The sequence below is a fragment of the Parasphingorhabdus marina DSM 22363 genome (assembly GCF_900128895.1).
Taxonomy (GTDB): Bacteria; Pseudomonadota; Alphaproteobacteria; order Sphingomonadales; family Sphingomonadaceae; genus Parasphingorhabdus; species Parasphingorhabdus marina.
Window position 1 is genome coordinate 150,768 of the sequence record NZ_FSQW01000001.1, and the last position, 25,369, is coordinate 176,136.

General features: G+C 60.2%; 23 protein-coding genes. 7 read left to right on the plus strand and 16 right to left on the minus strand.

What is annotated here, in order from left to right; genetic code table 11:
• Nucleotides 1-20: 20 nt before the first annotated feature.
• From BUQ90_RS00780 to BUQ90_RS00835, 12 genes are all read right to left on the minus strand, one after another.
• Nucleotides 21-419 (minus strand): DUF3168 domain-containing protein, encoded by a 399-nt coding sequence (locus BUQ90_RS00780; protein ID WP_074203274.1) that lies wholly within the window; start codon nt 417-419, stop codon nt 21-23.
• Complete coding sequence (locus tag BUQ90_RS00785; protein ID WP_074203275.1) at nt 416-649, minus strand: hypothetical protein; 234 nt, start codon at nt 647-649, stop codon at nt 416-418. Before BUQ90_RS00785 ends, BUQ90_RS00780 begins: the two co-directional genes overlap by 4 nt.
• On the minus strand, nt 646-984 hold the full coding sequence (locus tag BUQ90_RS00790; protein WP_074203276.1) for a phage head completion protein: 339 nt from the start codon (nt 982-984) through the stop codon (nt 646-648). The genes BUQ90_RS00785 and BUQ90_RS00790 overlap by 4 nt, the downstream gene beginning before the upstream one ends.
• Before the next feature lies 1 nt (nt 985).
• Nucleotides 986-1,531 (minus strand): head-tail connector protein, encoded by a 546-nt coding sequence (locus BUQ90_RS00795; RefSeq protein ID WP_159437000.1) that lies wholly within the window; start codon nt 1,529-1,531, stop codon nt 986-988.
• A gap of 117 nt (nt 1,532-1,648) precedes the next feature.
• Complete coding sequence (locus tag BUQ90_RS00800; RefSeq protein ID WP_239447320.1) at nt 1,649-2,869, minus strand: phage major capsid protein; 1,221 nt, start codon at nt 2,867-2,869, stop codon at nt 1,649-1,651.
• Between the two features lie 53 nt (nt 2,870-2,922).
• Nucleotides 2,923-3,324: an HK97 family phage prohead protease gene (locus BUQ90_RS00805; protein WP_204244765.1), complete on the minus strand. Its 402-nt coding sequence runs from the start codon at nt 3,322-3,324 to the stop codon at nt 2,923-2,925.
• A 5-nt stretch (nt 3,325-3,329) separates the two neighbouring features.
• Complete coding sequence (locus BUQ90_RS00810; RefSeq protein ID WP_074203279.1) at nt 3,330-3,638, minus strand: DUF6127 family protein; 309 nt, start codon at nt 3,636-3,638, stop codon at nt 3,330-3,332.
• Nucleotides 3,639-3,931: 293 nt separating this feature from the next.
• The gene (locus BUQ90_RS00815) at nt 3,932-5,083 is read right to left on the minus strand and encodes a phage portal protein (RefSeq protein WP_074203280.1); all 1,152 of its coding nucleotides are present in this window, start codon (nt 5,081-5,083) and stop codon (nt 3,932-3,934) included.
• An 8-nt stretch (nt 5,084-5,091) separates the two neighbouring features.
• On the minus strand, nt 5,092-6,423 hold the full coding sequence (locus BUQ90_RS00820; protein WP_074203281.1) for a DNA-packaging protein: 1,332 nt from the start codon (nt 6,421-6,423) through the stop codon (nt 5,092-5,094).
• A gap of 3 nt (nt 6,424-6,426) precedes the next feature.
• Nucleotides 6,427-6,969 (minus strand): hypothetical protein, encoded by a 543-nt coding sequence (locus BUQ90_RS00825; protein ID WP_143182678.1) that lies wholly within the window; start codon nt 6,967-6,969, stop codon nt 6,427-6,429.
• 259 nt (nt 6,970-7,228) lie between these two features.
• On the minus strand, nt 7,229-9,055 hold the full coding sequence (locus BUQ90_RS00830) for a patatin-like phospholipase family protein (RefSeq protein WP_074203283.1): 1,827 nt from the start codon (nt 9,053-9,055) through the stop codon (nt 7,229-7,231).
• A 98-nt stretch (nt 9,056-9,153) separates the two neighbouring features.
• On the minus strand, nt 9,154-10,233 hold the full coding sequence (locus BUQ90_RS00835) for a DUF2855 family protein (RefSeq protein WP_074203284.1): 1,080 nt from the start codon (nt 10,231-10,233) through the stop codon (nt 9,154-9,156).
• Between the two features lie 211 nt (nt 10,234-10,444).
• Between BUQ90_RS00835 and BUQ90_RS00840 the strand changes: the two genes are divergently transcribed.
• The 4 genes from BUQ90_RS00840 to BUQ90_RS00860 all read left to right on the plus strand — a co-directional run bounded on the left by BUQ90_RS00840 (nt 10,445) and on the right by BUQ90_RS00860 (nt 15,387).
• Nucleotides 10,445-12,001 (plus strand): alanine/glycine:cation symporter family protein, encoded by a 1,557-nt coding sequence (locus BUQ90_RS00840; RefSeq protein ID WP_074203285.1) that lies wholly within the window; start codon nt 10,445-10,447, stop codon nt 11,999-12,001.
• 249 nt (nt 12,002-12,250) lie between these two features.
• A complete protein-coding gene (locus BUQ90_RS00845; protein ID WP_074203286.1) occupies nt 12,251-12,832 on the plus strand; it encodes a YqaA family protein in 582 nt (193 codons plus the stop codon).
• 351 nt (nt 12,833-13,183) lie between these two features.
• Nucleotides 13,184-14,371: a parallel beta-helix domain-containing protein gene (locus BUQ90_RS00855; RefSeq protein WP_074203288.1), complete on the plus strand. Its 1,188-nt coding sequence runs from the start codon at nt 13,184-13,186 to the stop codon at nt 14,369-14,371.
• Nucleotides 14,371-15,387: an SO2930 family diheme c-type cytochrome gene (locus BUQ90_RS00860; protein ID WP_074203289.1), complete on the plus strand. Its 1,017-nt coding sequence runs from the start codon at nt 14,371-14,373 to the stop codon at nt 15,385-15,387. Before BUQ90_RS00855 ends, BUQ90_RS00860 begins: the two co-directional genes overlap by 1 nt.
• A gap of 274 nt (nt 15,388-15,661) precedes the next feature.
• On the opposite strand, the gene BUQ90_RS00865 is transcribed toward BUQ90_RS00860, so the two are convergent.
• Together BUQ90_RS00865 and BUQ90_RS00870 are read right to left on the minus strand one after the other, a co-directional pair.
• Complete coding sequence (locus BUQ90_RS00865; protein ID WP_074203290.1) at nt 15,662-16,090, minus strand: DUF2147 domain-containing protein; 429 nt, start codon at nt 16,088-16,090, stop codon at nt 15,662-15,664.
• 22 nt (nt 16,091-16,112) lie between these two features.
• Nucleotides 16,113-17,375, minus strand: coding sequence for a multidrug effflux MFS transporter (locus BUQ90_RS00870; protein WP_074203291.1), 1,263 nt, complete (start codon nt 17,373-17,375; stop codon nt 16,113-16,115).
• A 65-nt stretch (nt 17,376-17,440) separates the two neighbouring features.
• On the opposite strand from BUQ90_RS00870, the gene BUQ90_RS00875 reads away from it, so the two are divergent.
• Nucleotides 17,441-19,012 (plus strand): pentapeptide repeat-containing protein, encoded by a 1,572-nt coding sequence (locus tag BUQ90_RS00875; RefSeq protein ID WP_143182679.1) that lies wholly within the window; start codon nt 17,441-17,443, stop codon nt 19,010-19,012.
• Nucleotides 18,996-20,165, plus strand: coding sequence for a DNA polymerase IV (gene dinB / locus BUQ90_RS00880; protein ID WP_074203293.1), 1,170 nt, complete (start codon nt 18,996-18,998; stop codon nt 20,163-20,165). The genes BUQ90_RS00875 and dinB overlap by 17 nt, the downstream gene beginning before the upstream one ends.
• 218 nt (nt 20,166-20,383) lie before the next feature.
• Here the strand turns inward: dinB and BUQ90_RS00885 are convergent, their stop codons facing one another.
• The gene (locus BUQ90_RS00885) at nt 20,384-22,732 is read right to left on the minus strand and encodes a TonB-dependent receptor (protein ID WP_074203294.1); all 2,349 of its coding nucleotides are present in this window, start codon (nt 22,730-22,732) and stop codon (nt 20,384-20,386) included.
• Between the two features lie 232 nt (nt 22,733-22,964).
• On the opposite strand from BUQ90_RS00885, the gene BUQ90_RS00890 reads away from it, so the two are divergent.
• Complete coding sequence (locus BUQ90_RS00890; RefSeq protein WP_143182680.1) at nt 22,965-23,954, plus strand: hypothetical protein; 990 nt, start codon at nt 22,965-22,967, stop codon at nt 23,952-23,954.
• 12 nt (nt 23,955-23,966) lie between these two features.
• Here the strand turns inward: BUQ90_RS00890 and BUQ90_RS00895 are convergent, their stop codons facing one another.
• Nucleotides 23,967-25,340, minus strand: coding sequence for a glutamate--cysteine ligase (locus tag BUQ90_RS00895; protein ID WP_074203296.1), 1,374 nt, complete (start codon nt 25,338-25,340; stop codon nt 23,967-23,969).
• Nucleotides 25,341-25,369: the final 29 nt, after the last annotated feature.

Below are 25,369 nucleotides of genomic sequence, written 5' to 3' on the forward strand. Positions count from 1 at the left end.
CTTCGTTCTGGGTCATGAGGTTAATTCTGCAGGCACCGGGCCCGATATTCGATCAGCCCGCGCCATGGACCGGTCGCGCTCCGCAGGATGCGGGAGCGGTGAAAGGCGAAGGTGACGATCTGCCATTCAGCTGGCTCGGCCACACCGCCTTCCAGAATGGCCTCGATCATTGCCATGATCTGATGGATGCGCGCGGCACTGTCGCCGCTGTCATGCACGGTCAGTCCGATGGAAAGGAGCCGCCCGGCGCCTGTCTTGTGGCTCCAGTCACGGGACGCACCCGTGCTCAGTGAGACATAGGGATATTCCGCGCGCGGCGGCGGGCCGTCATAGATGCCGCTGACCGCTTCCATCAGCGCCTGATCACCCTGCAATGCGCTGACCAGGCTGATCTGCACGGCGTCGAGAGCGCTGCTCACCGGACACCCTGCAGCAGGAAGCCGATATCGCGCAGGCTGCTGTTGTCTTCGAGCTCGCTGGACAGATCCGGACCACTGATGATGACATCGTCGCCGTCCTGCCGGGCCTGGACATGGTCCGGGAGGTCATCGGTGAGGCCGGTTGTCAGCTTCTCCGCCAGATCATTCACGCGGGTCCGACCCACGGCCATGCCATAAGCCTTCATCTCGGCACTCCATTTTTCGATCATCGGTTCTCCTCCGCCAATATGCGGGTCCTGGGTGTCGGCCGAAGTTCGGCGATTACGTTCCGAACCGTCAGAATTCGGTCGTTCCAGATGATCCGGTCTCCGGGCAAAATTGCGTCCGACTGCCGCATCCGGAATTGCCAGACCAGCAGTGCGCTTCGGCTTTCTGCAATGGATTCCGCACCGGTACCGGCAGGTGTTGCGGAGGCATGATATTCGCCGATCAGTTCGAATTCCCCTGACGCGGAACCACTGCCATCCCGGACATTCACCGGTCTTTCCACGCGAATCCATTCACGCAGGGTCCCGGCAAATTCCCGGCTTTTCTCCCGTACCATCTCAGCAGATCCGGATCCGGCGATGGGGCTGCCACAGCGCCGTGACCGCATGCGGTGGCCCTTCCATCTCCGGATCGTCGCGATTGGCGTAGAGATGTCCCGCCATCCGCACGATTCCCTGGCGCAGCGAACTCGGAACGTCCGCCCACTCCTCCGCAAGGCCCGCGACATAGGTCACGCGCAAGCGCGAAAGACCCGCATCCGCATGGAGGCGGATCCAGCCATAGGCTTCGCTGTCGATATCGACTGCATAGTCCTCAACCGGAACTTCGGTGGCGGTACCGTCCGAAGCCAGATCCTCGGCCGCCCCAATGACCTGGACCGGCAACTGGCTGAGCCGCTGCCAGATATTCCGGACCGGCAGAATCTCTGTTACCGTCCGCGCAATCAGCAGCTGACGCGTGAAATTTTCGCAGAGGAGAACAGCGCTGCGCAGCATGTCAGACAGGGTCGCGTCATCCTGGTCATGTACCAGGCGCAAAAAATCCTTCACATCGGCAATCAGGTCGGGCGGGATATCCGGGAGCACATCTATCGAAACAGTCACCAGTCAGGATCCTTTCGGCGGACAGAATGGAGTGAAAAGAAAAGCCTGCACCGGCTCAGGGGAGCTTGCCGGTGCAGGCGCTGCCGCCGGGGCGGCAAGACGGAACGGAGATGTGATTCAGGAGGCGCTGAACTGCATCAGCTTGATCGCCTCGCTGTTCATCACCTGCCCGCCAACCCGCCGGGTCGCGTAGAAATGCACGAAGGGCTTGTTGGTGAACGGATCCCGCAAAATGCGCGTCGCGCTGCGTTCCGCAATCAGATAGCCGGCACGGAAATTCCCGAACGCGATCGACAGCGAATCCGCGGCGATATCGGGCATGTCCTCTGCCTCGACCACCGGGTATCCGAGCAATGTGCCCGGCTGACCCTGGGCGAGCGATGACTGCCACAGAAACGCGCCATCCGCGGTCTTGAATTTGCGGATCCGGGCGAGCGTCGCGCTGTTCATGACAAAACTGGCGCCCTGCCGATAAGCCGGCTTCAGCGCGTGCACCAGGTCGACCAGCGCATCCTCGCCATCGCTGCCGGCAAAGCCGCCTGCAGCTCCTGAGGCAAGATATTCGAGGGTGCCGAATTCCCGCTGGTCATCCGGCTCATCGGTCACGGTGCTGTTCAGAAATCCCAGCGGCTGGTTCACGCCGCTGCCGCCCACAAAGGCGGCGCCTTCAGCCCGGGCAAATTCCCGGGCGATCTCGTCGGCAAGCCAGGCTTCGACATCAAAGGCCGCATCATCGAGCATCGTCTGCGACGCGGCCGGGTTGGCGTAAAGTTCTCCGGTCGGCGGCGCGATCTCGTTGAAATTGGGCGTGTCGGTTTCCGGGCGGGCGGCCGTCTCACTGACCCAGCCAGAGGGCGTGCCGCCATCGGTGACCAGCTTGCGGTAGCCCGAACTCCCGGTCTGGACGACCGTGGCGATCGCGCGGATCGGGGAAATGTCATGGAGCGTCCGCCCGATCAGCGCGTCAATCTCCTGCGGAACCGCGAACCCGCCTTCGGGACCGGAAGCACCCGAAAAGCTTTTCAGCTCAATCCCGCCATGGTCGCCGCGCCGGAGATATTTTTCGGTAAAGGCCCGAGCCGCATCAGAGACCGGCAGGCCCTTGATCTCGCTGGCACCGCCGGCAAGCATCGGCCGGGCGGCAGCACGGGAAATCTCGACCATCTGGTCCTTCAGGCTGTCGACATCGCTGCACAGACCAGAGATCCGCTGATCGCTGGCACCGGACGAATCCGCATCTGCGGCTTCCGTGTCAAAGCTCGCTTCCAGCGGATCAGCCTTATACTCCAGATCGGCACACTCCATGTCGGCCGGGAGCGGGGCAGAGGTATCAGTCATGTCATTCCTTTCAGTTGGGCAATGGGAAAAACCGGGCGGGGAAGCCCGGCGCGTCAGTTGTCGGCATCAGCCAGCGCAATGATCTGCGCCCGGCTCTGCATCGGGTGGGTTACAAGCGAGAATTCGGCGACATCGAGGTCCAGCAATTCGCGGGGGATGTGGCCACGGGCCTCGCGCACACGGTATCCGAAACTGAGTCCGGTCACGGCTCCGGAGCGCAACATCTTCAAGGCAAGACGACCCGTCCGTGTTGTTTCGCGGACTGTTGCAATGACCTGCAAACCGCGATCATCTTCGCGGGCATGGCCGACCATACCGATCGGTCGCAGCGGGTCATGCTGCCACAGCAGAGGCATTTCCCGCCCCGGCTCGAGATCGCCAAAAGCACCTGGACGGATAATATCGCCGCCCCGGTCGACTTGATTGAAAATCGCCGCATAGCCGGCAAATCGCATGGCCGTCACTGGATCATGTCACCCAGACCCAGACGGACGGCAATGCCAATCAACAACAGCGCCAGCATGCCGCGCACGATCCAGGTCAGCACCGCCTTCCACGCACTGGCCTTTGCATCCCGCCACGCCCGGAGCAGCTCTCGCAGCTGGTCAATATCGTCCTGCGCCTTGGGGTCGGCCAGTCCCAGCCGGTCGAGCACTCGCTCGGCACCGCTGTCCGTCGCTTCCTCGACAATCGCACGCAGCGTGACAAGATCCGCGCCCTCACCCTCCGCCTGCTCGAGCAAGCGGGCGAGCATTTCATCCTTGTACATGGTGATATTCCTTTTTTTTTGACCTCAAGCGCCGGGCGCGGGCATCCGCCCGCTTGGCTTTCCTCGCAGTAGCTCGGGCGCGCAGTCGCGCTTGCCGACGCTACGCGTCGGATTGGTACCCTATCGAAAGATCACCGAACCGAGCGCAGCGAGGCAAGGGCGCCAAAATCTTCTGGCGTCCGCCGCGCCTTATGGCGCGTAGCCAAGGCGACGGATGTCGCCGCCCGGCGCTTGAGGTCAAACAAAGACTCCAGATCTCTCCGTTATTCCAATCCCTCGCTCAACCTTCCCCCCTAATCAATCCCGAGCAATTTTCGCTTCTCCTCCCCGGTCAGGAAATCCGCGGCGCTGATCTGGTTCCACATGCGCTCGCGATCTTCGGACAGGGCCGGGATCTGGTCGCGGTCGACGCGCAAGTCGAGATCGGGCCACCAGGGTTTCAGTCCGCGGGACAGCCCTTCGAGGATCTTCCCGGCGAGCGGCAGGATGGTCAGCCGCCACAGGGCGCGATTGGCCTCCCGATAATTGGCATAGCTGTTGTCGCCGGGCAGGCCGAGCAGCATCGGCGGGACGCCAAAGGCCAGTGCAATTTCCCGCGCTGCCGCGGCCTTGAGCGCCACGAAATCCATTTCCGCCGGGGTCATGCTGAGTGCCTGCCAGCTGAGGCCGCCCTCAAGCAGCAAGGGCCGGCCAGCATTGTCGCGGCCGGAAAAGCTCGCCTCCATTTCGGCGCGCAATCGGTCAACCTGTTCGCCGGACAGATGTGCACCATCGGGTCCGGGATCATGAACCAGCGCGCCAGATGGTCGCGCCGCATTGTCCAGCAGGGCGCGGTTCCAGTCGGACGCGCGGTTGTGCACCGCCACCGCTCCGGCAGCGGCACCCAGACATCCGAGGCCATAATGGTCATCGGTCGGATGAAAGGCCTTTATATGGACAATCTGCACTGGCCCGGCTGCATCATTTGCCGGATATCGGGTCTCATGTTCCCCGGCCCGATAGACATAGGCCGCCGGCCATCCGGTCGCATCCGGTTCCACCGTGATCCGGTCGGGACGCAGTGCGTACAGTTCGGGCGGATTGTTTCTGCCAACCTCCTCGGCAACACCGGCAATCTGCACATAGGCATTGCCGTGCAGCAAGAGATGAGCCGTGATTGTTTCCAGCAAGGGCTGTCCGGCCACGCTTTGCCCGATCAGTGCCGCCGCCTTGTCTTGCAGCGGCATTAATGGCGCATCGGCCACCGCTTCCGACACGATGCGCACGGCGCGCTGGGCCACAGCGTTTTCCACATAGGCTTCCCGCACCGAGGCCTCATAGGAAAACGGCGCCGTTCCCGAGAAAAAGGCCCCGCCATAAGTCCCGATATAAGACCGTCCCAGTGACGGCCGAGACCTTCCGCTCCCGCCCTTGAAGGCCAGCGCGAAGTTTTTCCAGAATGTCATGTGTCTTCCTAAATCATGGGTCTGATATTTGGTGTCCTGGCGCGAGCCAGCATCAGTTCGGTCAGCGCCCAGACCAGTGCATCCGCACGGTCAGGAGATCGACCCGGGCCTTCATAAGCACCACCTGTGAGAAGCCCGCACATTTCGTCCTCGAGGCGCGGGAAGCATCCCGCGTGATGTACCCGGCCATTCTCGTAAAGGGCGGCGACCGGCTCCGCCCGGGCCACCTTGCCCCGCGCGGCGTGAACCAGCCGGACGGGCAGCGAAATTCGCGCCGCCTGCAACACCGATTTGACCATCGCGCCGCCCTGATTGGCTTCGGCAATGATGCGGTCGGCGTTCCAGTGTTCCGCACTGCTCGCAACCGCCCGCGCCCAGGTTTCGGGACTGGCCTGCTCCACCGAACAATCAGCCAGAACAAAGCCGCGGATCGCGCTTCCCGACCCGGTCACGCCAGCGACAATGATCCCGCAGGCATCCCCATGGGCCGAAGCCGGTGGATCCACACCGATAACGATCCGGTCCAGCAGCAGTCTGTTTTGTACGCGACTGGATTCAATCATTTGCCGCGACCAGAGAGCGCCCGCAATGTCCTCGATCAGTTCCCCGTCCAGCTCCTGGCGTCCCAGCCGTGTTCCGGCATAGTCACGCTCCATGGCGGTCAGAAAAGCCTGCGGCAGGTTGAGCGCATTGGCATATGTCCGGCCTCGTGTGATCACAACATCCGGGTCCTTGACCAGTGTCCGCACCAGCGGCACCGGGCGCGGCGTTGTTGTCAGCACCACTTGCGGATTTTCCCCCAGACGCAATCCCATTTTGAGATTGTGCCAGGTCGCTTCCGCCTGCCCGGCATTGTTGATCCACTTGGCAATTTCATCACACCATGAGTGGCTCGATTGCGGACCACGCAGTGCTTCCGGTTCGGCCGCGGAATAGATCTGCGCTTCCGCGCCACCGGGCCAGCGCAACCGCTTGAGTGACGGCTCCCATTCCGGTCGTTGGTCCGGCGCAGAAATGGTCAACAGGCCGCTTTCCCCCTCGATCATCACCGACCGGCATTCAGCATAATTGGCGCCGACCAGAGCAAACCGGGCAGAACCATCCTGTTCGGCAATCGCGCGCACCCATTCGGCGCCCGCCCGGGTCTTGCCAAAGCCGCGGCCGGCCATGATCAGCCAGGTTGACCATGGCGGGTCCGGCGGCATCTGGTCGGGACGCCCCCACCGGGTCCAGTCATGCTCCCAGCAAATCAGTTCCCGTTCGGTCAAGCCATTCAGGAAGCGTGTCTGATCCGCCGGCTCCTGCGCGATCAGGTGCCGCGCAGTCCGGACTCCTGTCATTGTTCAGTTCCTGTAATGCACGGATAACGAACTACCCGGCTGTTTGTTTTCCCGCTCCTCATCCTGTTTCCGCTGCCGCTGGTATTCCAGCCGGTCCCGCATCGCATCCAGTTTGGCGTCAATCCGCGCCCGCATCTCGCTGATGTCGCCCATTTGCTCCCGCGCCGCCCGCTCGAGCGCCACGGTCTGCTTGTGCAGCGAGAGCAGACGAAACGCTGCATGATCATTAAATTGCCGTATCGCGCCGATCTTCCGTCCGTTGTGAAATACCGGTTTCAGGACTCCGTGCCGGGCCCGCTCGAGCAGTTCCGTTTCCAGCAATTCAAATCCGGCGGTCAGCGCCTTGCGCCACGCATCGGCAAATTCCGGATCCTTCTCCCGCCACAAATAGATCGTGGATTTGGCCAGCCCGGCCTTGTCAGCCGCAACCGTCACGCTGGAGGTCGCCGCCAGCTCCGACAGGAACACCCGGCGCTGGTTTTCCCGGTACCCGATCCCCGGTTCACCGGAAGACAACAGGCTTCGGCCGGACGACCGGCGCTTCACGGCCGGGACCTCATATTGTGCATTCTGATCCTGTCATGAACATGTTGATTGAGGACGGCCGCACTTTCGCGGCTGATCCTGTTCGAATCTATTCGGGAACGATTGGCCCGTCCCGAATCGCTTTCGTTCGATGATTGCAAGATGTACCTAAAGAGCGTGACGATGTCAAGTATTTTATCCTATTTGGTACATTTCTTCCAGAGAGTTATCCTTTCCCATTGCGGGCGGGATTTTTTGCAAAGGTCAAATATCGCTGCGCTTACCCGCTGATCTGATCCCGGAAATCTGCGCTGATCAAAACTTTCTCGGTGATATATTGCTCTGCCATTTCGGCGAGTTCCCGGCCCAGATGCCAGTCGAGGATCTGCATGTCGGGAATGATCGGCGGGTTCACCAAAATATCGCCGTCGCTCAGCATTTCCTTGGATGCCATGCGGCTGGCGACAACCATCGACCGGGACATGATCTCGACGATCGAGGGGAACTCCGCCTCGCGCTTCTTGCGGATCATCACGTCCCGCAGCAAGGCCCAGCGCCCGCGGATATCGTCATAGGCGACATCGGTGCGCCACACTTCGTTGGGATCACCCAGGGACACCACGATATTGGGGCCGGTCTTGAGATCGTGCATGACCTTCACCGGAACATTGTCGAGCACGCCGCCGTCGACCAGGATATTGCGGTCGCGGTCAATGAAGGGCGGCAGGATGGTGGGCAGCGAACCGGAAGCGCGGACGCATTCCCAGAGCGGACCCCGGCGATGTACGTGCAGGCCATTGGTCGAGAGGTTGGTCGAGACACCGAAAAAACCGACCGGCTGATCGGCAATATCCCGGGTCCCGTAACGGCTGCGCAACTCGGCATCGAAAACGGTCGGATCGAGCAGCGAATAGAGCGGCAGGGTCAGCCGGCGCATCGCCCTGGCCTCGATAAACATCGCTTCCATCTGGTCCAGTGTTTCGGCCACCGACATGCCCTTGGCCACCGCGCCGCCCATGGCGGCCCCGGCGCTCGCTCCGCCAATGAAATCGATCGGAATATCCGCTTTCTGCAGCGCCCGGATAACACCGAGATGAGCACAACCCAGCGCACCGCCGCCAGCCAGCACGACGCCCACGGCGCGCCCCGTCAGGAATCGGGCGACTTTGGTGAAATCCCCGTCCTCGTCCAGTGCGAGATGATGATGCAGTTTCGGCTGGCGCGGATCGATCCATTCCGAACTGTGGGCAATTGTCTTGCTGCCCTTTTCGCGAACCAGCACCAAGGTTCGCTGAGGCTCCGCTATCCAGCGCATGGCGGACTCTTCCGCCGGACTGATCGCGCTGTTCGCCTGACCCGGTCGGCCCACCATCACCAGCGCATCGGCGTTGCGGCAAATCTGGTCGCTCCAGTCCTGTGACCCGCTGCCGTCGATCAGGACCCATGCCCCGCGCGCCTCCTGCTCGGCCAGCCAGGCCTGATAGGCGGCGGCGTCCGACGTTTCACTGGTTGCCTGGTCGATGGCAACGATCGGTGTTTCCTTCCGCGCCACGGCGGCAAAGGCGCTGGCCAGTCGCGACAGGAAACCGTCAGGCAGCCGGGAATCCCCCGCCGGAAGAATCGCAATCACTCGCGGCATGCTGGTCGAAACCGAAGATATGCGTGACGTCGCAACGGCCAGCCGCTCGGAAACCAGTTTGAGCATTGCCTGATTGAGCTCAGGGTGGCGTATCGCGATATCGTCAAAAGCTTTGCGCGATACCTCCAGAACCGAAGAATCCCGGGTTGCGACCACGTCCGCCGTCCGCTTGCCGCCGGCGAAAAAGGCCAGTTCGCCCACCGCTTCTCCTGCTTCTATATGAGCAACAACATGCACCTTGTTGACCACAACCCGGAACCGGCCGGATTCGACAAAATACAGCGCATCGGCGTCATCACCCTGATGCACGAGCGCTTCCCCGCCAGCGACGGATCTGATCTCGGAAACAGCGGCAAGCGCATGCAGCGCATCGGCAGGGACATCAGCAAAGAGCGCGTGGCGCGACAGGTCAGGAACGTCGGTTTCGGTTCCTGGTACCGCGCCATCGGTGGGCTTGTCGTCTGACATCATGTTCCCCAACAGGTGCGACCCCGTTGCGCCGCATTATCGGCGCTTCCACGGAAGAATCAATGATTTTCGTGGTTTACCCGCAAGCTGGCCGGCCTTTACCCGAAGGCACAGATCAGGCCCCGGCTCGGCGCCACGCGATTGGCCAGCATCTCGAGATAGGCGTCCTGCAGCGCTTTCTGACCCGCGAGATTTTCGACCGACAGATGCCCGGCAACCGCCGCGACAAAGGCCGCGAACTGGGCGTCCACCCGGGAGCGGAATTCGACGGGTCCGATTTCCTTGATCAGTGTCTCGGCGGCGGTCGGTGCAAAAAACAGAACCGGTTCCGGACCTTTCAGGTCACCCGCGCCCGCCCGTTCGGAGAAATGGGTGGCCCCGACAAGCGAGCTGAACTGGAGACTGGTGCCCCAGTGCGCGTGAATCTGACTGAGCACCGAGCTGTTGCCGGCAAAGTCCACCGAGACGATTTTCTCGTCGGCATTGGCATTGGCCAGATCCTCGTAAGTCCGCACCTCGTCATAGAGACCCGTCGATTCCACAAACCCGGCATTGCCCGATGATGTCAGACCAATCCGGCGGATTTCCGGGCTGAGATTTTTCGACACCAGCGCGAGACCAAGCGCGGTCTTTGACGATGCGCTGGTCAGCAACACCGCTTCCGCACCGAACCATTCCGACTGGCGCATCATGTCCTCAATCAGGAAACTGGTCGTGAAAAGCGGCTGATAAAGCGCCCGTTCTGCTTCGCCGCTGCCCGTGTCGGTTCCCAGTCGCTGATACTGGTTGTAGATAATCGCCAGCCCCTGTCGGTGGGGTGCGGTGTCGACAAATCCGGACTCGGCCACATTGCCGGGAGCAACCAGCAAATGGGTCGCCATCGGGAGGTATCCGTAAACCCTTTCCCCGACGGCAATGTCGTCATGTTCCGAAGCCACGACCCGGGCAAAGCCCCAGACCGGCACAATGCCCCAGTCAGCCTCGCCGGTCGGGAAAAAATTCCAGTAACCGAACCCGTCACCGACTGCGGCATAGGTAATATTGTTGGCGGTCAGCGCATATTTCTCGACCTCGAGAAGAATTTGCCCTTCGACCAGCGCGGGAACGGGGCTGTCACGCCACTCACTGTTCGGCAAGTCGGTTTTCTTCACCCAAAGGCTGCTGATCTGATCGGTCATGTTCCTGCTCCATTTCGTGAATCACTGCTCCGGCGATCCGGGTTGCCGGGCACCATAAGGCGTCCGGATCGATTAGCAAAAGCAATTGCGCGAGCGAAGAGACGCACGTGCCTTCGTCGCAAAAGCATTTGCCAAACCGGGTCTGACTGCTAATCCTGCCACGATCATGTCGGGTCAACAGCGCCAAAGTGCGTGAACGGGGAGATTTTCTGTGAGTACAGCACCAGTTTCGGGGCTTGAAGCCGCGATTCAACCAGTCACCAATGTTTCGGATTTTATCTGGGGTGGAACGTGGAATGGTGCGGAAGTGCTGCCCATCCCGCCGATGGTCATCATCCTCCTGGGTGCCGGCCTCTATTTCATGATCGGTCTGCGCGGCTATCCGCTGCGCCGGCTGTTCCCTGCCATGGCCGGGCTGTTCAAGAAATCGGACAGCAAGGGTGTGGGCGAGATCTCTCCCTTTGCCGCGCTGTCCACGGCCCTGTCGGGTCAGGTCGGAACCGGCAACCTCGCTGGTGTGGCCACGGCGATCACGCTGGGCGGGCCGGGCGCGATATTCTGGATGTGGGTGACGGCCCTGTTCGGCATGGCCCTGGCCTTTGCCGAGGGTTCGCTCGCTGTCCGGTTTCGCGAAAAGACCGAGGAAGGTACCTATCGCGGCGGACCGATGACCTACATCACCTATGGCCTCGGGCCCAAATGGACCTGGCTGGCAGTGTTGTTCTGCCTCGGCGCACTATTCTCGGCGCTGGTCACCGGCAACGGCATTCAGGCCAACAGCCTTGGCGACAGTGCCAAGGAGCTGTTTGGTGTACAGGAATGGATCGGCGGCGCAGTGGCCGCCATCGCGGTTTTCATCGTCATTATCGGCGGCATCAAGTCCATCGGCAAGGTGGCTGAAACCATCGTCCCGTGGATGGCCGCGGCCTATCTGCTGATGGCCCTTGTCGCGCTGATCATCAATCTGCCCTACCTGCCGGAAACATTCGGCCGGATTTTCCACGGCGCGTTCAATGTCCAGTCGGCCAGTGGCGGGTTCCTGGGCGCGGCGATCATCATGGCGATCCGGGCCGGGGTCGCGCGCGGGCTGTTTTCGAACGAGGCGGGACAGGGTTCGACACCGATTGCCCATGCTGTTGCCCGGACCAACGATCCGGCAGCACAGGGCCGGTTTGCAATGATGGGCACATTTATCGACACGGTCGTGATCTGCACCATGACGGCGCTGGTCATGCTCACCGTGTCCGGCAATTTCACCCATACCGACGCCAGCGGCGCGGTGCAGGCGGTTGAGCATGCATGGCAGTCCGACCTGACAGGTTTTGCAATGACCTCTGGTGCGTATGCCGCGGCGTTCCCGTTCGAGGTTTTCGGCATTCCGATCGGCACGCTGATCGTATCCGTCGCCCTGATCCTGTTCGTATTCACCACCTTGCTGACATGGAGCTATTATGGCGAGCGGGCGATCACCTATCTCTATGACCTGCTGCCGGGCGCGACGCTAGGCGGCGAGAAGAAGCTGCACCTGGTCTGGCGCATCCTGTGGTGCGTAGTCATATTCTTCGGATCCTTCGCGCCGCTGCAACTGGTCTGGCGTCTCGGAGACATCTCCAATGCGGTGATGACGCTGCCCAATATTGTCGCGCTGCTTGCGCTGTCGGGCGTAGTCTTCGCTCTGGCCAAGGGCAATCGCACCGCCGGCACCGATCATGGACGCGAAACACCGAAGGAACTGACCGAGGAAATCAGCGGTGCAGCCGGGCACTAGTTTGCTGATCCCTCAAACGCCGGGATTCTTGAATTGGACCTCAAGCGCCGGGCGGCGACATCCGTCGCCTTGGCTACGCGCCATAGGGCGCGGCGGCCAGTCGGCCTTGCCTCGCTGTGCTCGGAAAAGCGACCTATCGACAGTTCACCAAACCGAGCGCAGCAAGGCAAGCGCGACCGCGCGCCCGAGCTACTGCGAGGAAAGCCAAGCGGGCGGATGCCCGCACCCGGCGCTTGAGGGGTAATAAGAATGCTCAAACGTCTTTATGAGTGGATGCTGGAAAAAGCCGGGCATCCGCAAGCAACCAAATGGCTCTCCGGCATCAGTTTCGCCGAATCCAGTTTTTTCCCGATCCCGCCGGACGTCATGCTCGCGCCCATGTGCCTCGCCAAGCCGCACCGGGCTTTCTGGTACGCGACCATCTGTACGATCTCGTCAGTGCTGGGCGCGCTGCTGGGCTATGCCATCGGGTATTTCCTGTTCGAGACCGTCGGCATCGCCATTCTCGAATTCTACGGCGTCACAAAGGAATTCGACGTCTTTGCGGAGAACTTCAACGAGCAGGGCTGGATCGTGGTATTGCTTGCCGGTTTCACGCCGCTGCCGTTCAAGGTCATCACCATCGCGGCGGGCAGCACCGCCATGCCGATCTACATCCTCGTGATTGCGGCGATCATTGCCCGCTCGGCCCGTTTCTTCCTCGTCGCCGGCCTGCTTCGTTTCTTCGGTCCGCCGATGAAAGAATGGATCGACAAGAATTTCGCCCTCGCCACCACCTTGGGCGGCGTCCTGTTTGTCGGCGGCTTTGTTGCCGTGAAATGGCTGGTTTGAGGGATTCTTTTTTGGCCCTCAAGCGCCGGGCGCGGGCATCCGCCCGCTTGGCTTTCCTCGCATAAGCTCGGGCGCGCAGTCGCGCTTGCCTCGCTGCGCTCGGTTCATCGCTCTGTCGACAGGTCGCCAAACCGACGCGAAGCGGAGGCGAGGCCGACCGGCCGCCGCGCCTTATGGCGCGTAGCCAAGGCGACGGATGTCGCCGCCCGGCGCTTGAGGTAAAAACAAATCTCCGCGCCCGGCGCTTGAGGGAAAATAAGGAATCCCCACGCCCTACTGACAATGCTGTCAACACTCTTGGCAATTGCGGCTTCTTGCGCCATTATCACACCAAAATTGGGAGAGAGAAACATGATCCGCAGTCTGATTGCCATTGCCGCCCTGAGCTGTTCCATGCCCGTGCTGGCCAAGACCCTCACCGTCGAGGCGGGGGCCGATGCACAGGAGCGGTTGCAGGAAGCGCTGATCCTGGCCGAGCCGGGCGACGTGGTGGAGCTGGGCGCAGGGCGCTTTGATCTGACCGACGGGCTGTCGCTGGATGTCGACCGGGTTACCGTTCGCGGGCAGGGCATGGACAAGTCCGTGCTCAACTTTGCCGGCCAGCTGGGCGCTGGCGAGGGACTGCTGGTGACATCTGATGATGTTGTCCTTCGTGATTTCGCGATCGAGGATAGCAAGGGCGACGGCATCAAGTCCAAGGGCGCGGACCGGATTGTCTATCACGCCCTGCGCGTCGAATGGACCGGCGGACCAAAGGCAACCAATGGCGCCTATGGCATCTATCCGGTCGAGGCTTCCGACATTCTGGTGCAGGACAGCGTCGTGCGTGGTGCTTCCGACGCAGGCATTTATGTTGGACAGTCGAAAAATATCATCGTCCGGCGCAACACCGCGATCGAAAATGTCGCCGGGATCGAGATCGAAAACAGTTTCGATGCCGAGGTTACCGAAAATCTCGTCACCGGCAATACTGGCGGCATCCTCGTCTTCGACCTGCCCAATCTGCCACAAATGGGCGGTCATAATGTGCTGGTCGCGCGCAATGCGATTATCGCCAACAATACCGACAATTTCGCACCAGAAGGTAATATTGTCGCCAGCGTCCCCGCCGGGACCGGGGTCATGATCATGGCTAACCGCAATGTTCATGTGAAAGACAATGCAATTATCAACAATGGCACGTCCAATATCATGGTTGTCGCCTATACCCAGAAATTTGATGATCCAAATTATCAGCCGACGGCCCGCGACGTCTTTGTCGAAGGCAATGTCTATGGCCGTGCCGGATTTGCTCCGGATTTCCCGGGCGGACAGCAGCTGGCGGCAGCCTTTGGCGGATCACTACCTTCGATCATGTATGACGGTCTGGGCGAGAATCTGATCGTGAATGACAAGGTGTCCGGCGTCAATCTGGGCCTGACCGAAGTCGGGCAGGGACCGGAAAACGCCAATCCGGCGCCTCTGGGTGACATGCCAGGCACTGTATCCGCTCTGGACCCGATCACCCTGCCGGCATCGATGGAGGCGGCGCTGAAATAATGCGTCTGTTTGCTGCCGCCCTTGCTCTCTGTGCCGCCGGTTTCGCGGTCAGCGCGGCGTCGACCGACCAGCGCGTCGCCGATGCCGTGATTACCGGAGAAGGCTTCCCGCGCACCCTGGCGGAATACGGGTTTTTCCAGGATGCCAGTGGCTGGCAACCCAGTGACGGCGTCGTGCCCTACAAGCTGAACACGCCGCTGTTCACCGACTATGCCGACAAATATCGCTTCATCTATGTCCCGCCGGGCCAGAAGGTCGAAACCGATGGCGAGGGCCTGCTGCGATTTCCGGTCGGCTCGGCGCTGATCAAGAGCTTCGGCTATGAAATCGCCGGCGAGCCGCATCTGATCGAAACCCGTGTGCTGCTGCACCGCGCGGATGGCTGGCTGGCACTGCCCTATGTCTGGAATGCCGAGCAGACCGAGGCGAAGCTGAAGGTGGCGGGCAAGCGTCTGCCGGTGACCTTCACCGATCCTTCCGGCACCGAGCGGACGATCAGCTATGCTGTACCCAATAAAAACCAGTGCAAGGAATGCCATTCGCTGTCCGATGCGGTCACACCGATCGGGCCCAAGGCGCGCAATCTCGATGACGGCATGCAGCTGGAACGCCTGACACAGCTTGGCCTGATCGCGGAACGGCCGGAGATCAAAAAACCTCTCCCGGTCTGGGACGGTCCGCAATCGGCTTCACTGGAAGACCGCGCACGGGGATATCTTGACGCCAATTGTGCCCATTGCCACAACCGCAAGGGATCGGCGAGCAACAGCGGGATGTTCCTGACCTGGGAAGAAGACAATCCGGTACATGTCGGTGTCGGCAAGCGACCGACGGCAGCCGGTCGCGGCAGCGGCGGAATGGAATTTGCCATAGCCCCGGGCCAGCCGGACCAGAGCTTCATGATCTACCGGCTGAAGAGCCTCGATCCCGGAATCGCGATGCCCGAGGTCGGACGGTCAACTGTGCATGATGAAGGCGTGGAACTGCTCAGCGCGTGGATCGCGGAGATGGAGTGAGATAGTACCGAAGCCCGCTCAGGATGAACGAGGGTTTGGAATTGCGGAGAGAATTGGAGTCTTTGTTTTGACCTCAAGCGCCGGGCGCGGGATTGAGTCTTTTTTGACCTCAAGCGCCGGGCGGGCACATCCGTGCCCTTGGCTACGCGCCAATAAGGCGCGGCGGCCGGTCGGCCTTGCCTCGCTGCGCTCGGATTAGTGCTCTATCGATGGGTCACCAAACCGACGCATAGCGTCGGCAAGCGCGACCGCGCGCCCGAGCTTCCAAAAATCATCACTTCCGCCGGGTCCAGTTCTGGCCCTGACAATAGAAAGCGACACAACCTTCCACTTTCAGTCCGTTCGCTCCTTGGAGCTGGACGACTGAGCGGTAGCTTCTTCCGGTTTTCGGATCATAAATCCGTCCGCGCCAGACTTTTCCGTCGCGCTTGAACCCGGTCAGCACCGCCGTGCCCAGCAGCTTGCGACTGCGGAGTTTTTTATTGGGATTGTGGATGTCCCGCTGGTCCACGCCGTTGGGCGGGGTCACCAGATATCGGGCAATCCGTCCGCAGATGGTTTTTCCGCAAGGTCCGATCTTGATGATTGCGTCCTTGTCCTGGGTGACCCAGTTGCCGTTGATCGAGTTGCTCGCCAGTGCCGGGCTGGACAACGAAACGACGGCGGCCAGCAGGCCGGCTTTCACAATGGTGGTTCCGGACATCTACATTTCCTCTTCGGCACGTTTATCCTGTTTCCTGCTTCGCATTTATCGTTGCGTTTGTTACAGCAGGGTGAATGCGGCGGAACAGGCGCCCTTTTTCAGCCCAAAGCACAACGAGCAGCGCGGCGATCCCGCATAGCAGAAATCCGACGGACAGCGGCAAAATACTGCCATCAAATTGCAGGCCAATGGCAGCGCCCAGCGTGACCGAGACGCCGGTTCTTGCGAAATTCTGGAAGGAGGACGCGACCCCGGCGACGGCGCCGAACGGCTGCATGGCAATCGAGCTGAAATTCGCACCGGTCAGGCCAACCATTCCCATGGTCGGGATCAGCAACAGCGTGAACAGGACCAGATTCGCCCAGCCCGCAGCGGTGGTCAGCCAGAGGATGGCAGAGACCGAGATGAAGAAGATCAGTGCCGCCTGCGACACGCGGCGCGCGCCAAAACGCATGACGATCCGGCTGTTCACAAAGCTGCCCAATGACATCGCGGCGGCATTGAGCGCGAATATGTAGACAAAGAGCTCCGGAGCCTCGAACAGGTCGACAAAGATCTGCTGGGCGGACGCGATATAGGCGAATAGCGGCGCCATCATGAGGCCACTGGCAAGCACATGGCCGAAAGCGTTGCGATGAAAGATCACCTGTTTCCAGGCGCTGGTGATCGCCAGGGCCTCGATCGGCGTCTTGTCCTCGGGGCGCAGTGTTTCGGGCAAACGGGCGATGACCCAGAAAAACAGGACCAGTCCGGATGCCGACAAGACAAGGAAAATCGCTTTCCAGGGCGCCACGAGCAAGACCAGCTGACCGATCAGCGGTGCGGTGATCGGCACAATCATGAACACCATCATGATCGTCGACATCATCCGCGCCATCGCATCGCCTTCAAACCGGTCGCGAATGATGCTGTTGACCAGCACGCCGAGAGCCGACGCCGCCAGCCCCTGGACAAAGCGGGCCCACAGCAACAGATCATATTCCGGTGCGATCGCGCAGATGACGCCGAAAATGATGTAGATGGCCGTGGTTACCAGCAGTACCGGCTTGCGACCAAAGCGATCGGCCAGCGACCCGTAAAGAATCGATCCGATCGCCATGCCGTAAATGTAGGAGGAGATGACCCACTGCCGATCATTCTCTCCGGGCAGGGCGAAATCATCCGAGATCAGGCCAAGGGCCGGCAGCATGATGTCTATCGCCAATGCGTTGAGCGACATCAGGCTCGCCATCAGGACGATCAGTTCGGTACGGCCGATGGGAAAAGGCAGGTCAGTTTTTTGCACCGACGCGCTATGGCAAGGAACGCCGGGCAAGGCTATAGCAGAAGTGATAAAGAGGGACCGGGACTTTGAAGACCAGCTTGTTGTACATGATGATCGCCAGTCTGTTTCTCTCGGCTTATGCGGGCCCTGCGCAGTCCGAAGAACCGGAGCCGGCGCCACGCTGCCTCGCGGCCCTGGGTGACAAATGGGGCAAGGACAAAACCGAACTGGCCAGCCGCGAGATTGACGGCAACACAATCGGCTCAGTCGAGGAATTCACCCGGCTGACGTCAGTGGCTCCTGCAGAGCTGAAAATGATCCGCGGCGGCGATTTTGCTGGCTGGGACATGGCCGGTCTCGACCTGACCTCGGTTTGTTTTCAAAAGAGCAAGCTGACGGAGGCCAATCTGGCAGGCGTGTCCGGTTATGGGACCGGATTTGTCGAAACGGACCTGTCCGGAGCGATCCTGCAGGGTGCCCGCCTTTCGGCCGTGCTGTTCCGGCATGCCGACCTGACCGGCACGCAGGCGCAAGGGGCGGATTTCATCGATGGCCGGTTTGACGGCGGCTGGTTCAAAGGGGGCATTGCCGGCTGGAATCTCGATGGCGCGAATCTCAGCGGCTTTACATTTGACTGCGGAATCACGCTGGATGATGGCTGCCCTGTCTATCAGGGCGGCGAACAGGTCAGCATGAAGGGCGCGAACCTGACCGGTGCGACCCTGCACAGCTTTGGCCTGTATGAAGTCGATCTGGCCGGAGCCCGGCTCGACGGCACCATTGTCGGGCCCGGGCAGTTACCCTATCTGGCGCGCGCCGATTTTGCCGGAAACCTGGTTTTGCGCGGCGGCGAATTTGATGTCGCGATCACGGCCGCCGAAGCCCGCCAGCTGATTGAAGCAAATGGCCGGCGGCAGACCGAGGACAGTCAGGCATCCTTTGACTGTGCAAAGGCGCGGACAATCGTCGAAAAGGAAATTTGCGGCGAATATCAGTCGGCCTTGCGGGCAGCAGATCGGGATCTGGCGAGCCTCTATACGCGGGCTGTTGCTGCAGATCCGACCCTGCGCGGACCCCAGCGAGCCTGGCTGAGAAAGCGCAACGCCTGTGCAAAAGATGATTATCCAGCAGATTGCATCCGCCGACGATATTCGGAGCGCAAGGGCGAATTGCTGGGCCTGATGGGCAGCGATCCCGGACTGGAACCCGGCGGGGAGGCGATTTTTGTTTCGGAAGTACTGCCGCTGCCCGCGGATTTCATCAATAGCCCGTTGCACCAGAAAATTGCGCTGGCGTTGCTCGGCGGATCGCGCACCCAGACCTGGCTGCGACGGCAGGAAGACGGGTTGTACAATATCAATGGCTGGTCGATCGGGGCCAATGCCCATACCTGTGGCCTGCGCGCGGATTCGCTCTATCTCGACCAGGAAACCGGCTGGTACAGCGTCGTCTCTGATGGCGATCCGGCGCCAATATTCCGGCTGATGGATGACCGTATGGAGATTATCGGCAACGGGAAGCCCGACTATGACAAATATCCCACCGTGCCGGACCATGTCAGCTGCGGCGCGCGTGCCAGTTTTACCGGGATGCGGCGCCTGGACGTTGATGACGCGACCATGGCACGCATCAAATCCTCCTATGTGCCCCGCTACTGACGCCCCGTTCCCGGAAGCCGGTCCCGACAGCGATCTGGTCGCCGATACCGGAATCCGCAAGATTATCCATATCGACATGGATGCGTTTTTCGCGAGTGTGGAACAGCGCGACGATCCGGACCTTCGCGGCAAGCCGGTGGCGGTTGGCGGGTCTTCTGAACGCGGTGTGGTGGCAGCGGCCTCTTATGAAGCGCGGCAGTTCGGAGTGAAGTCCGCGATGCCGTCGGTGATCGCCAAGCGCCGCTGTCCGGACCTGATCTTCGTGAAGCACCGGTTTGACGTCTACAAGCAGGTGTCGCGGCAGATTCGCGAGATTTTCCGGATGCACAGCGATCTTGTCGAACCGCTGTCGCTGGACGAGGCCTATATTGACGTGACGCCGCAAAATGGCGGCGACAAGATGGGGATCGGTAATGCCACCCGGATCGCCGAGATGATCCGCGCGGAGATCAAGGCACAGACCGGGCTGACCGCCAGTGCCGGCGTCAGCTACAACAAGTTCATCGCCAAGATCGCCTCCGACCAGAACAAGCCCGATGGCATGTGCGTGATCAAGCCGCATCAGGGCGCGGCCTTTGTCGCCCAGTTGCCGGTGCGCCGCTTCTTTGGCGTGGGGCCGAAAACGGCGGAACGCATGGCAAAGCTCAATATTCATACCGGTGCAGACCTCAAGGCTCAGTCGGAAGAATTTCTGCGCCAGCATTTCGGCAAGTCCGCCGGGTATCTCTATCGGGCGTCGCGTGGTGTGGACCATCGTCAGGTCAAGCCGAACCGGATTCGCAAATCCGTTGGCGGTGAGCGCACCTATGGCACGGATCTGGCGAGCGAAACTGACCTGCAGGAGGCAATGGAAAAGATCATCGATATTGTCTGGAACAGCATCGAAAAATCCGGCGCGCGCGGACGGACCGTGACGCTGAAGGCCAAATATGCCGATTTTCGCCAGATTACCCGGTCAAAATCGGTCGATCATTATGTCGCGGACAAGGCGGAGTTCGCGGCACTTGGCCGGGAGCTGCTGGCGAGCATCATGCCGGTGGAAAACGGCATTCGCCTGCTCGGGCTGACGCTCGCCAATCTCGAAGGGGCTGATGCTGCCGACGGCGAACCCGAAACCAGCGGAGAGACCGGGCAGGCGGCGTTTGAATTTTGATCTCTCCTCCAGCGGGAGGCAGATCGACGGCCCCTATGCGCTCTTGTGCCCCCGCGCAGGCGGGGGTCCATCTCCTGCCGGCGCGACTTGATGCCTGAGAGATGGAAGCGCGGGACTTTCCGGCAGGACAAATCAGCCCGCTGGCAATGTTACGATACAATCGGAGATGGGCCCCCGCCTGCGCGGGGGCACGTCCATATGGAAATTTGCGACCTGACCTAGAATTTGAAGCCGGCCTCAATCCCCCAGATCCGCGGCTCGTTGACGAAGCCGGTCAGGTTGTTGAAGTCGATACCACCAACTGCGGATTCGTCATTGGTAATGTTCCGGACAAAGGCGGCAAAGTCATAGCTGTCGGTCTGGTAACCGATGCGCAGACCGCCTTCGAGCTGGCCGGCATCCTGGAATTCGACGGACTCATAGAGGAAGAAGTTGATCTTCGAGCGGTAGGACCAGTCGGTATAGGCATAGACTTCGCCATCACCGACCGGGAAGCCATAGCGGGCCGTCCAGTTGGCGATCCAGCGCGGGCTCTGCGGCAGGCTGTTGCCGTCAATATTGACAATCGCTGCCGAGAAGGGCGCCGCCGCGACCACAATGGGGTCAAGGATGGTACAAAGCGATACGTCCGGGAAGGTGTCGACCCGGGTCGCGCCACAGGCGGCCGTAGTCAGGCCATCATCCCGGATTTCGGTATTGTTGTAGCTAAGGCTGGCGCTGAGCAGCAGTTCCGGAACCGGCTTGAATTCGGCATCCATCTCGAAGCCATAGCCGCGGACATTGTCGGCGTTGATCAACCGGTTGGCATTGACGCCGCCGCCGACAGCGGTCAGCTGTGCGTCATTGAGATTGTAGAGGAAACCGTTGAAATTGATCCGGCCACGCCCATCCAGGATCGTCGCCTTCACACCGGCTTCATAGGACTGGATGGTCTCTGAATCACCGATAGTCACCCCGTCTTCCAGTGGCGTAGCGGTGGCGGGCGGGAACAGGATCCGGCCCTGAATGCTCGGCGCGCGATAGCCGCGGGCGACCCGTGCATAGAGATTGACATCGTCGCTGGCGGCATAGGTGACGCTGGCATCCCAGGTGATATTGTCATCGCTGACCGAACGGGTAACAGTGCCCAACGGGTTTTGCAGGAAGCCTGGGAATTGCGTATCGAGCGAGCGGACGACGCTATAGTCGCGCTCATCATCATTGTAACGCAGGCCGCCGGACAGGCTGAGCTGGTCGGTCAGTTCAACGGTGACTGCCCCGAAAATTCCGAACGCTTCACTGGACTGGCGTTGGCGCACAAAGATATTCGGCCCGCCTACAGGGTTGTTCGGATCGCCAAGGGTCGAGAAATTGGTGCTGTCGATGCGCAGGTCTTCATCAAAATAGAAGAACCCGAGCTGATAGCTGACCGGGCCGTCGCCATTGCTTTCCAGCCGTACTTCCTGCGTGAACTGGGTCAGGAACGGCACGGCATCCCGGGTTTCGGCAGTAAACGGGATATCGCCCGGACCGAACAGCGCAGGCGGGAGGAAATTGGCGCCAAAACCGCCATCGACATCGCCGACCGAGGTCGCATCACCGCCCCACAGGCTGGTCACCGAAATCAACGATACGGGACCCAGATCATGGGTATAGCGGGCGGCCACATTATAGGTCTCGACCTTTTGTTCATTCTGCCCGTCCACCGAGACCGCATCCCGGTCGAAATTGGCGTTCAGACCCGACTGGCCGCGGGTAAAGACATTGGCGCGGAAAACCCGGGCCGTACCATCGAGATCTCGATATTGTCCGGTCAGGAGCAATTCCTGTTCATCGCTCGGCGTGAACAACAGCTGGCCGCGAACCGCGAATTCTTCATATCCCTCAAGCGCATTTTCTTCCGGCGCATTGGGGTTGGTGTTGTCGACCCAGTCATCCTGGCGCTGGAACAGCATCGATATACGGGCGGAAAGCGTGTCGTCGACCAGCGGCAAAGTGACTGCACCCTGGGCATTGATCGCATTGAACCGGCCATAGCTGATCCGGCCATAGCCGTTGACGTCATTGCTCGGTTTGACCGAGTCAAATTTCACGATACCAGCCGGGGTATTGCGGCCAAACAGGGTGCCTTGCGGTCCGCGCAGCACTTCAACCCGGTCGAGATCGAAGACGGGAAAGCCCTTGAGGATCGGGTTTTCCAGGACGACGTCATCATAGACCAGGCTGACCGGCTGGGCAGCGTTGAAATCAAAGTCGGTATTGCCGAGACCGCGAATGTAGAAACGCGGGAAGGTCCGGCCGAAGGAGGATTCGACCACCAGGCTGGGCACCCGGGCCGACAGTGCCCGGACATCCTGCCCGCCGGAACCGATCGCGGCGAGCTTGTCATCGCTCAGCGTCGAGATTGACAGCGGTACATCCTGCAGATTTTCTTCCCGCCGCTGTGCGGTGACCACGATAACGCCGAGTCCGTCGGTATTTTCAGCAGCGCTTTGCTCCTGAGCCAGAGCCGGCTGTGCCAGACCCGCAGTGAGCAAGGCACCTGCCAGAGCAGTGCGGGAAATGATGGTACGAGAAATGCGGTGCATGATGATCCCCAATGACGAAAATGAAAACAGGTTCGAGAAACCGGCTCGTCTGCGAGCCGTCATTGGGACAAAAGCCTGAACGCCCTTGGCGATTCCGGTCAAGCTCACACTGGTGTCAGCGGCTGGAATCCGGTCGATTCACAAGCGACTGTTGCACTTGCGTTACAATGATAGTGGCTGACAGGACATATCCCGCTTTCATTGCCAACGATCGGCTTCTATCTCTGAACGCATGAAGAGACTATTTTGTAAATTCGCCGCCGGTCTGATGCTCGGTTCGCTTGCCACTTCGATTTCCGCTCAGAGTGAAACACCTGATAGGGATAAATCGGTTGATCAGGAAGCTGAAACGGTCGTCATTCCTTTCGCACCTGCAACCGGCGTGGACATGCTGTACGAGATTACGCGTGACAAAGGCGACGCAAAAATCCAGAAAATGCAGCAAAAAGTCAGATTCACCAGGTCGGAAGAGGGTTATGTTATGACCGTGATTCCTGTCGCGGTTTTGATCAATGGTGAAATGACAAGTTTCAGCCCTTTTTCAGAAGAGATCGAGCGGATGTCGCCGTTCTCGAAGGAAATAAGCTATGATCTGGCAAGTGATGGCACAATTCTTCGGATGCGAGATTGGGAACAATTGAAGCAGAATCTTCAATCTCCGCAAGGAGGTCTGCGTTCAGTCATGCAAGGTACGACCGATGGCGATGATGCCGACGCACAGTTAGCAGAGAAGGTTACGCTGTTCTTCTCGCGCATGACGTCAGAACAGGCTGCCAACTATTTCCTCAAAGACTGGATTCCCGTGTTGGGATATGGCGGTCTGGAGCTGGAGCTGGATGTAGATTATGAAGCTGATACCAGCATGGATTTTGGCGGCGTTCCGGTCCCGGCGAAAAGTTTGCTCGGGCTGAGTCGGGATCAAGACAGCGATACTCTGATCTATTTTGAGCAGACAAATGCGGGTAAATCAGACCAAGAAAATGAGATGTTTTCGGATTTTGAGAAACTGATGGAAGGGATGTTCGACGGCGATCAGGAAAAATTGGAACAATTTCAAAAGACGATGAAGCAACTTCAGAAGGCCAACGTTACTCAAAGCGTCAATGCCCGATTTGATGACAAAACAGGCATGCCAATTTCGTTTGAAGGCATCAGTTCGATGAGCTTCGAATCCGGTGAGAACTTTAGGAGAATCACCACCATCACTCTGCTTTCCAAATAACAAAAACGGCCTTCAAAAACTCATTTCCGGATAGATTTTCGACAGGTCCCCGTTCCACTCACCATGATAGAGATCGAGCAATTGCTGTGCCGGGGATTTGCCTTTGGCGACCACGTCGCGCAGCGGGTCGAGAAAGCCGGTCTCGTTGTCGCCGCTGGTGTTGAGCCGACCGCGCGCGGTCAGGCCGGCGGATGCGATATCAAGTACTTCTCCGGCGAGATCGAGCAATTTGCGGCCGCCGGGAATGGCCGCATCCAGCCCCTCTTTCGGCACGGCATTACGCAGCGCCTCGCGTTCGTCCATCGACCAGTGCCTGACCAGATCCCAGGCCGCATCCAGTGCGGTCTGGTCGTAAAGCAGCCCGACCCAAAAGGCCGGCAGTGCACAAATCCGGTGCCAGGGGCCGCCATCGGCCCCGCGCATTTCCAGAAAGCTCTTCAGCCGCACCTCGGGAAAGGCCGTGGACAGATGGTCGTTCCAGTCCGCCATGGTGGGCTTCTCACCCGGCACAACCGACAGGTCACCCTTGAGAAAATCCCGAAAGCTGAGCCCGGCGGCGTCGATATATTTCCCGTCGCGGAAGACGAAATACATCGGCACGTCGAGCATGTACTGGACATAGCGTTCATAGCCGAACCCGTCCTCGAAAACGAACGGCAGCATCCCGGTGCGATGCGGATCGGTGTCCGACCAGATATGGCTGCGATAGGAGAGATAGCCGTTGGGCTTGCCTTCGGTGAAGGGCGAGCTGGCAAACAGCGCCGTCGCGAGGGGCTGCAGCGCCAGTCCGACACGGAATTTCTGCGCCATGTCGGCTTCGCTGGCATAATCAAGATTGACCTGGATGGTGCACGTCCGGAGCATCATGTCGAGGCCGAGATTGCCGACCCGCGGCATGTGGTTCAGCATGATGCCATAGCGACCCTTGGGCATGATCGGCAGCTCATCCCGGGTCTTGTCGGGCCACATGCCCATGCCCAGAAAACCCTTGCCGGTTTTCGCGCCAATGGCCTTCACCTGCTCAAGATGCCGTCCGGTTTCGTTGCAGGTCTGATGCAGATTTTCCAGCGGCGCGCCGGATAGCTCCAGCTGGCCCGCCGGTTCCAGACTGACGGTGCCATCATCGCCCGCCATCGCGATGACCTTTCCGTTCTCTTCGACCGGCTTCCAGCCAAATTCCTGCAGCGCCAGCAGCAAGTCTCGTATGCCGCCCGGCTCTTCGTAAGAAGGTGCGTGAAAATCATCGGTACAATAGACGAATTTCTCGTGTTCGGTTCCGATCCGCCACTGGTCCCGGGGCTTTTCGCCACCGACCATGGGTTCGATGAGCTGGCTGATATCCTCGATCAGAGGATCGTTGCTATTTGAAACCTGTCTCGTGCTCATGGATTGCGTTTAGGCAAGTGTCCGAATTA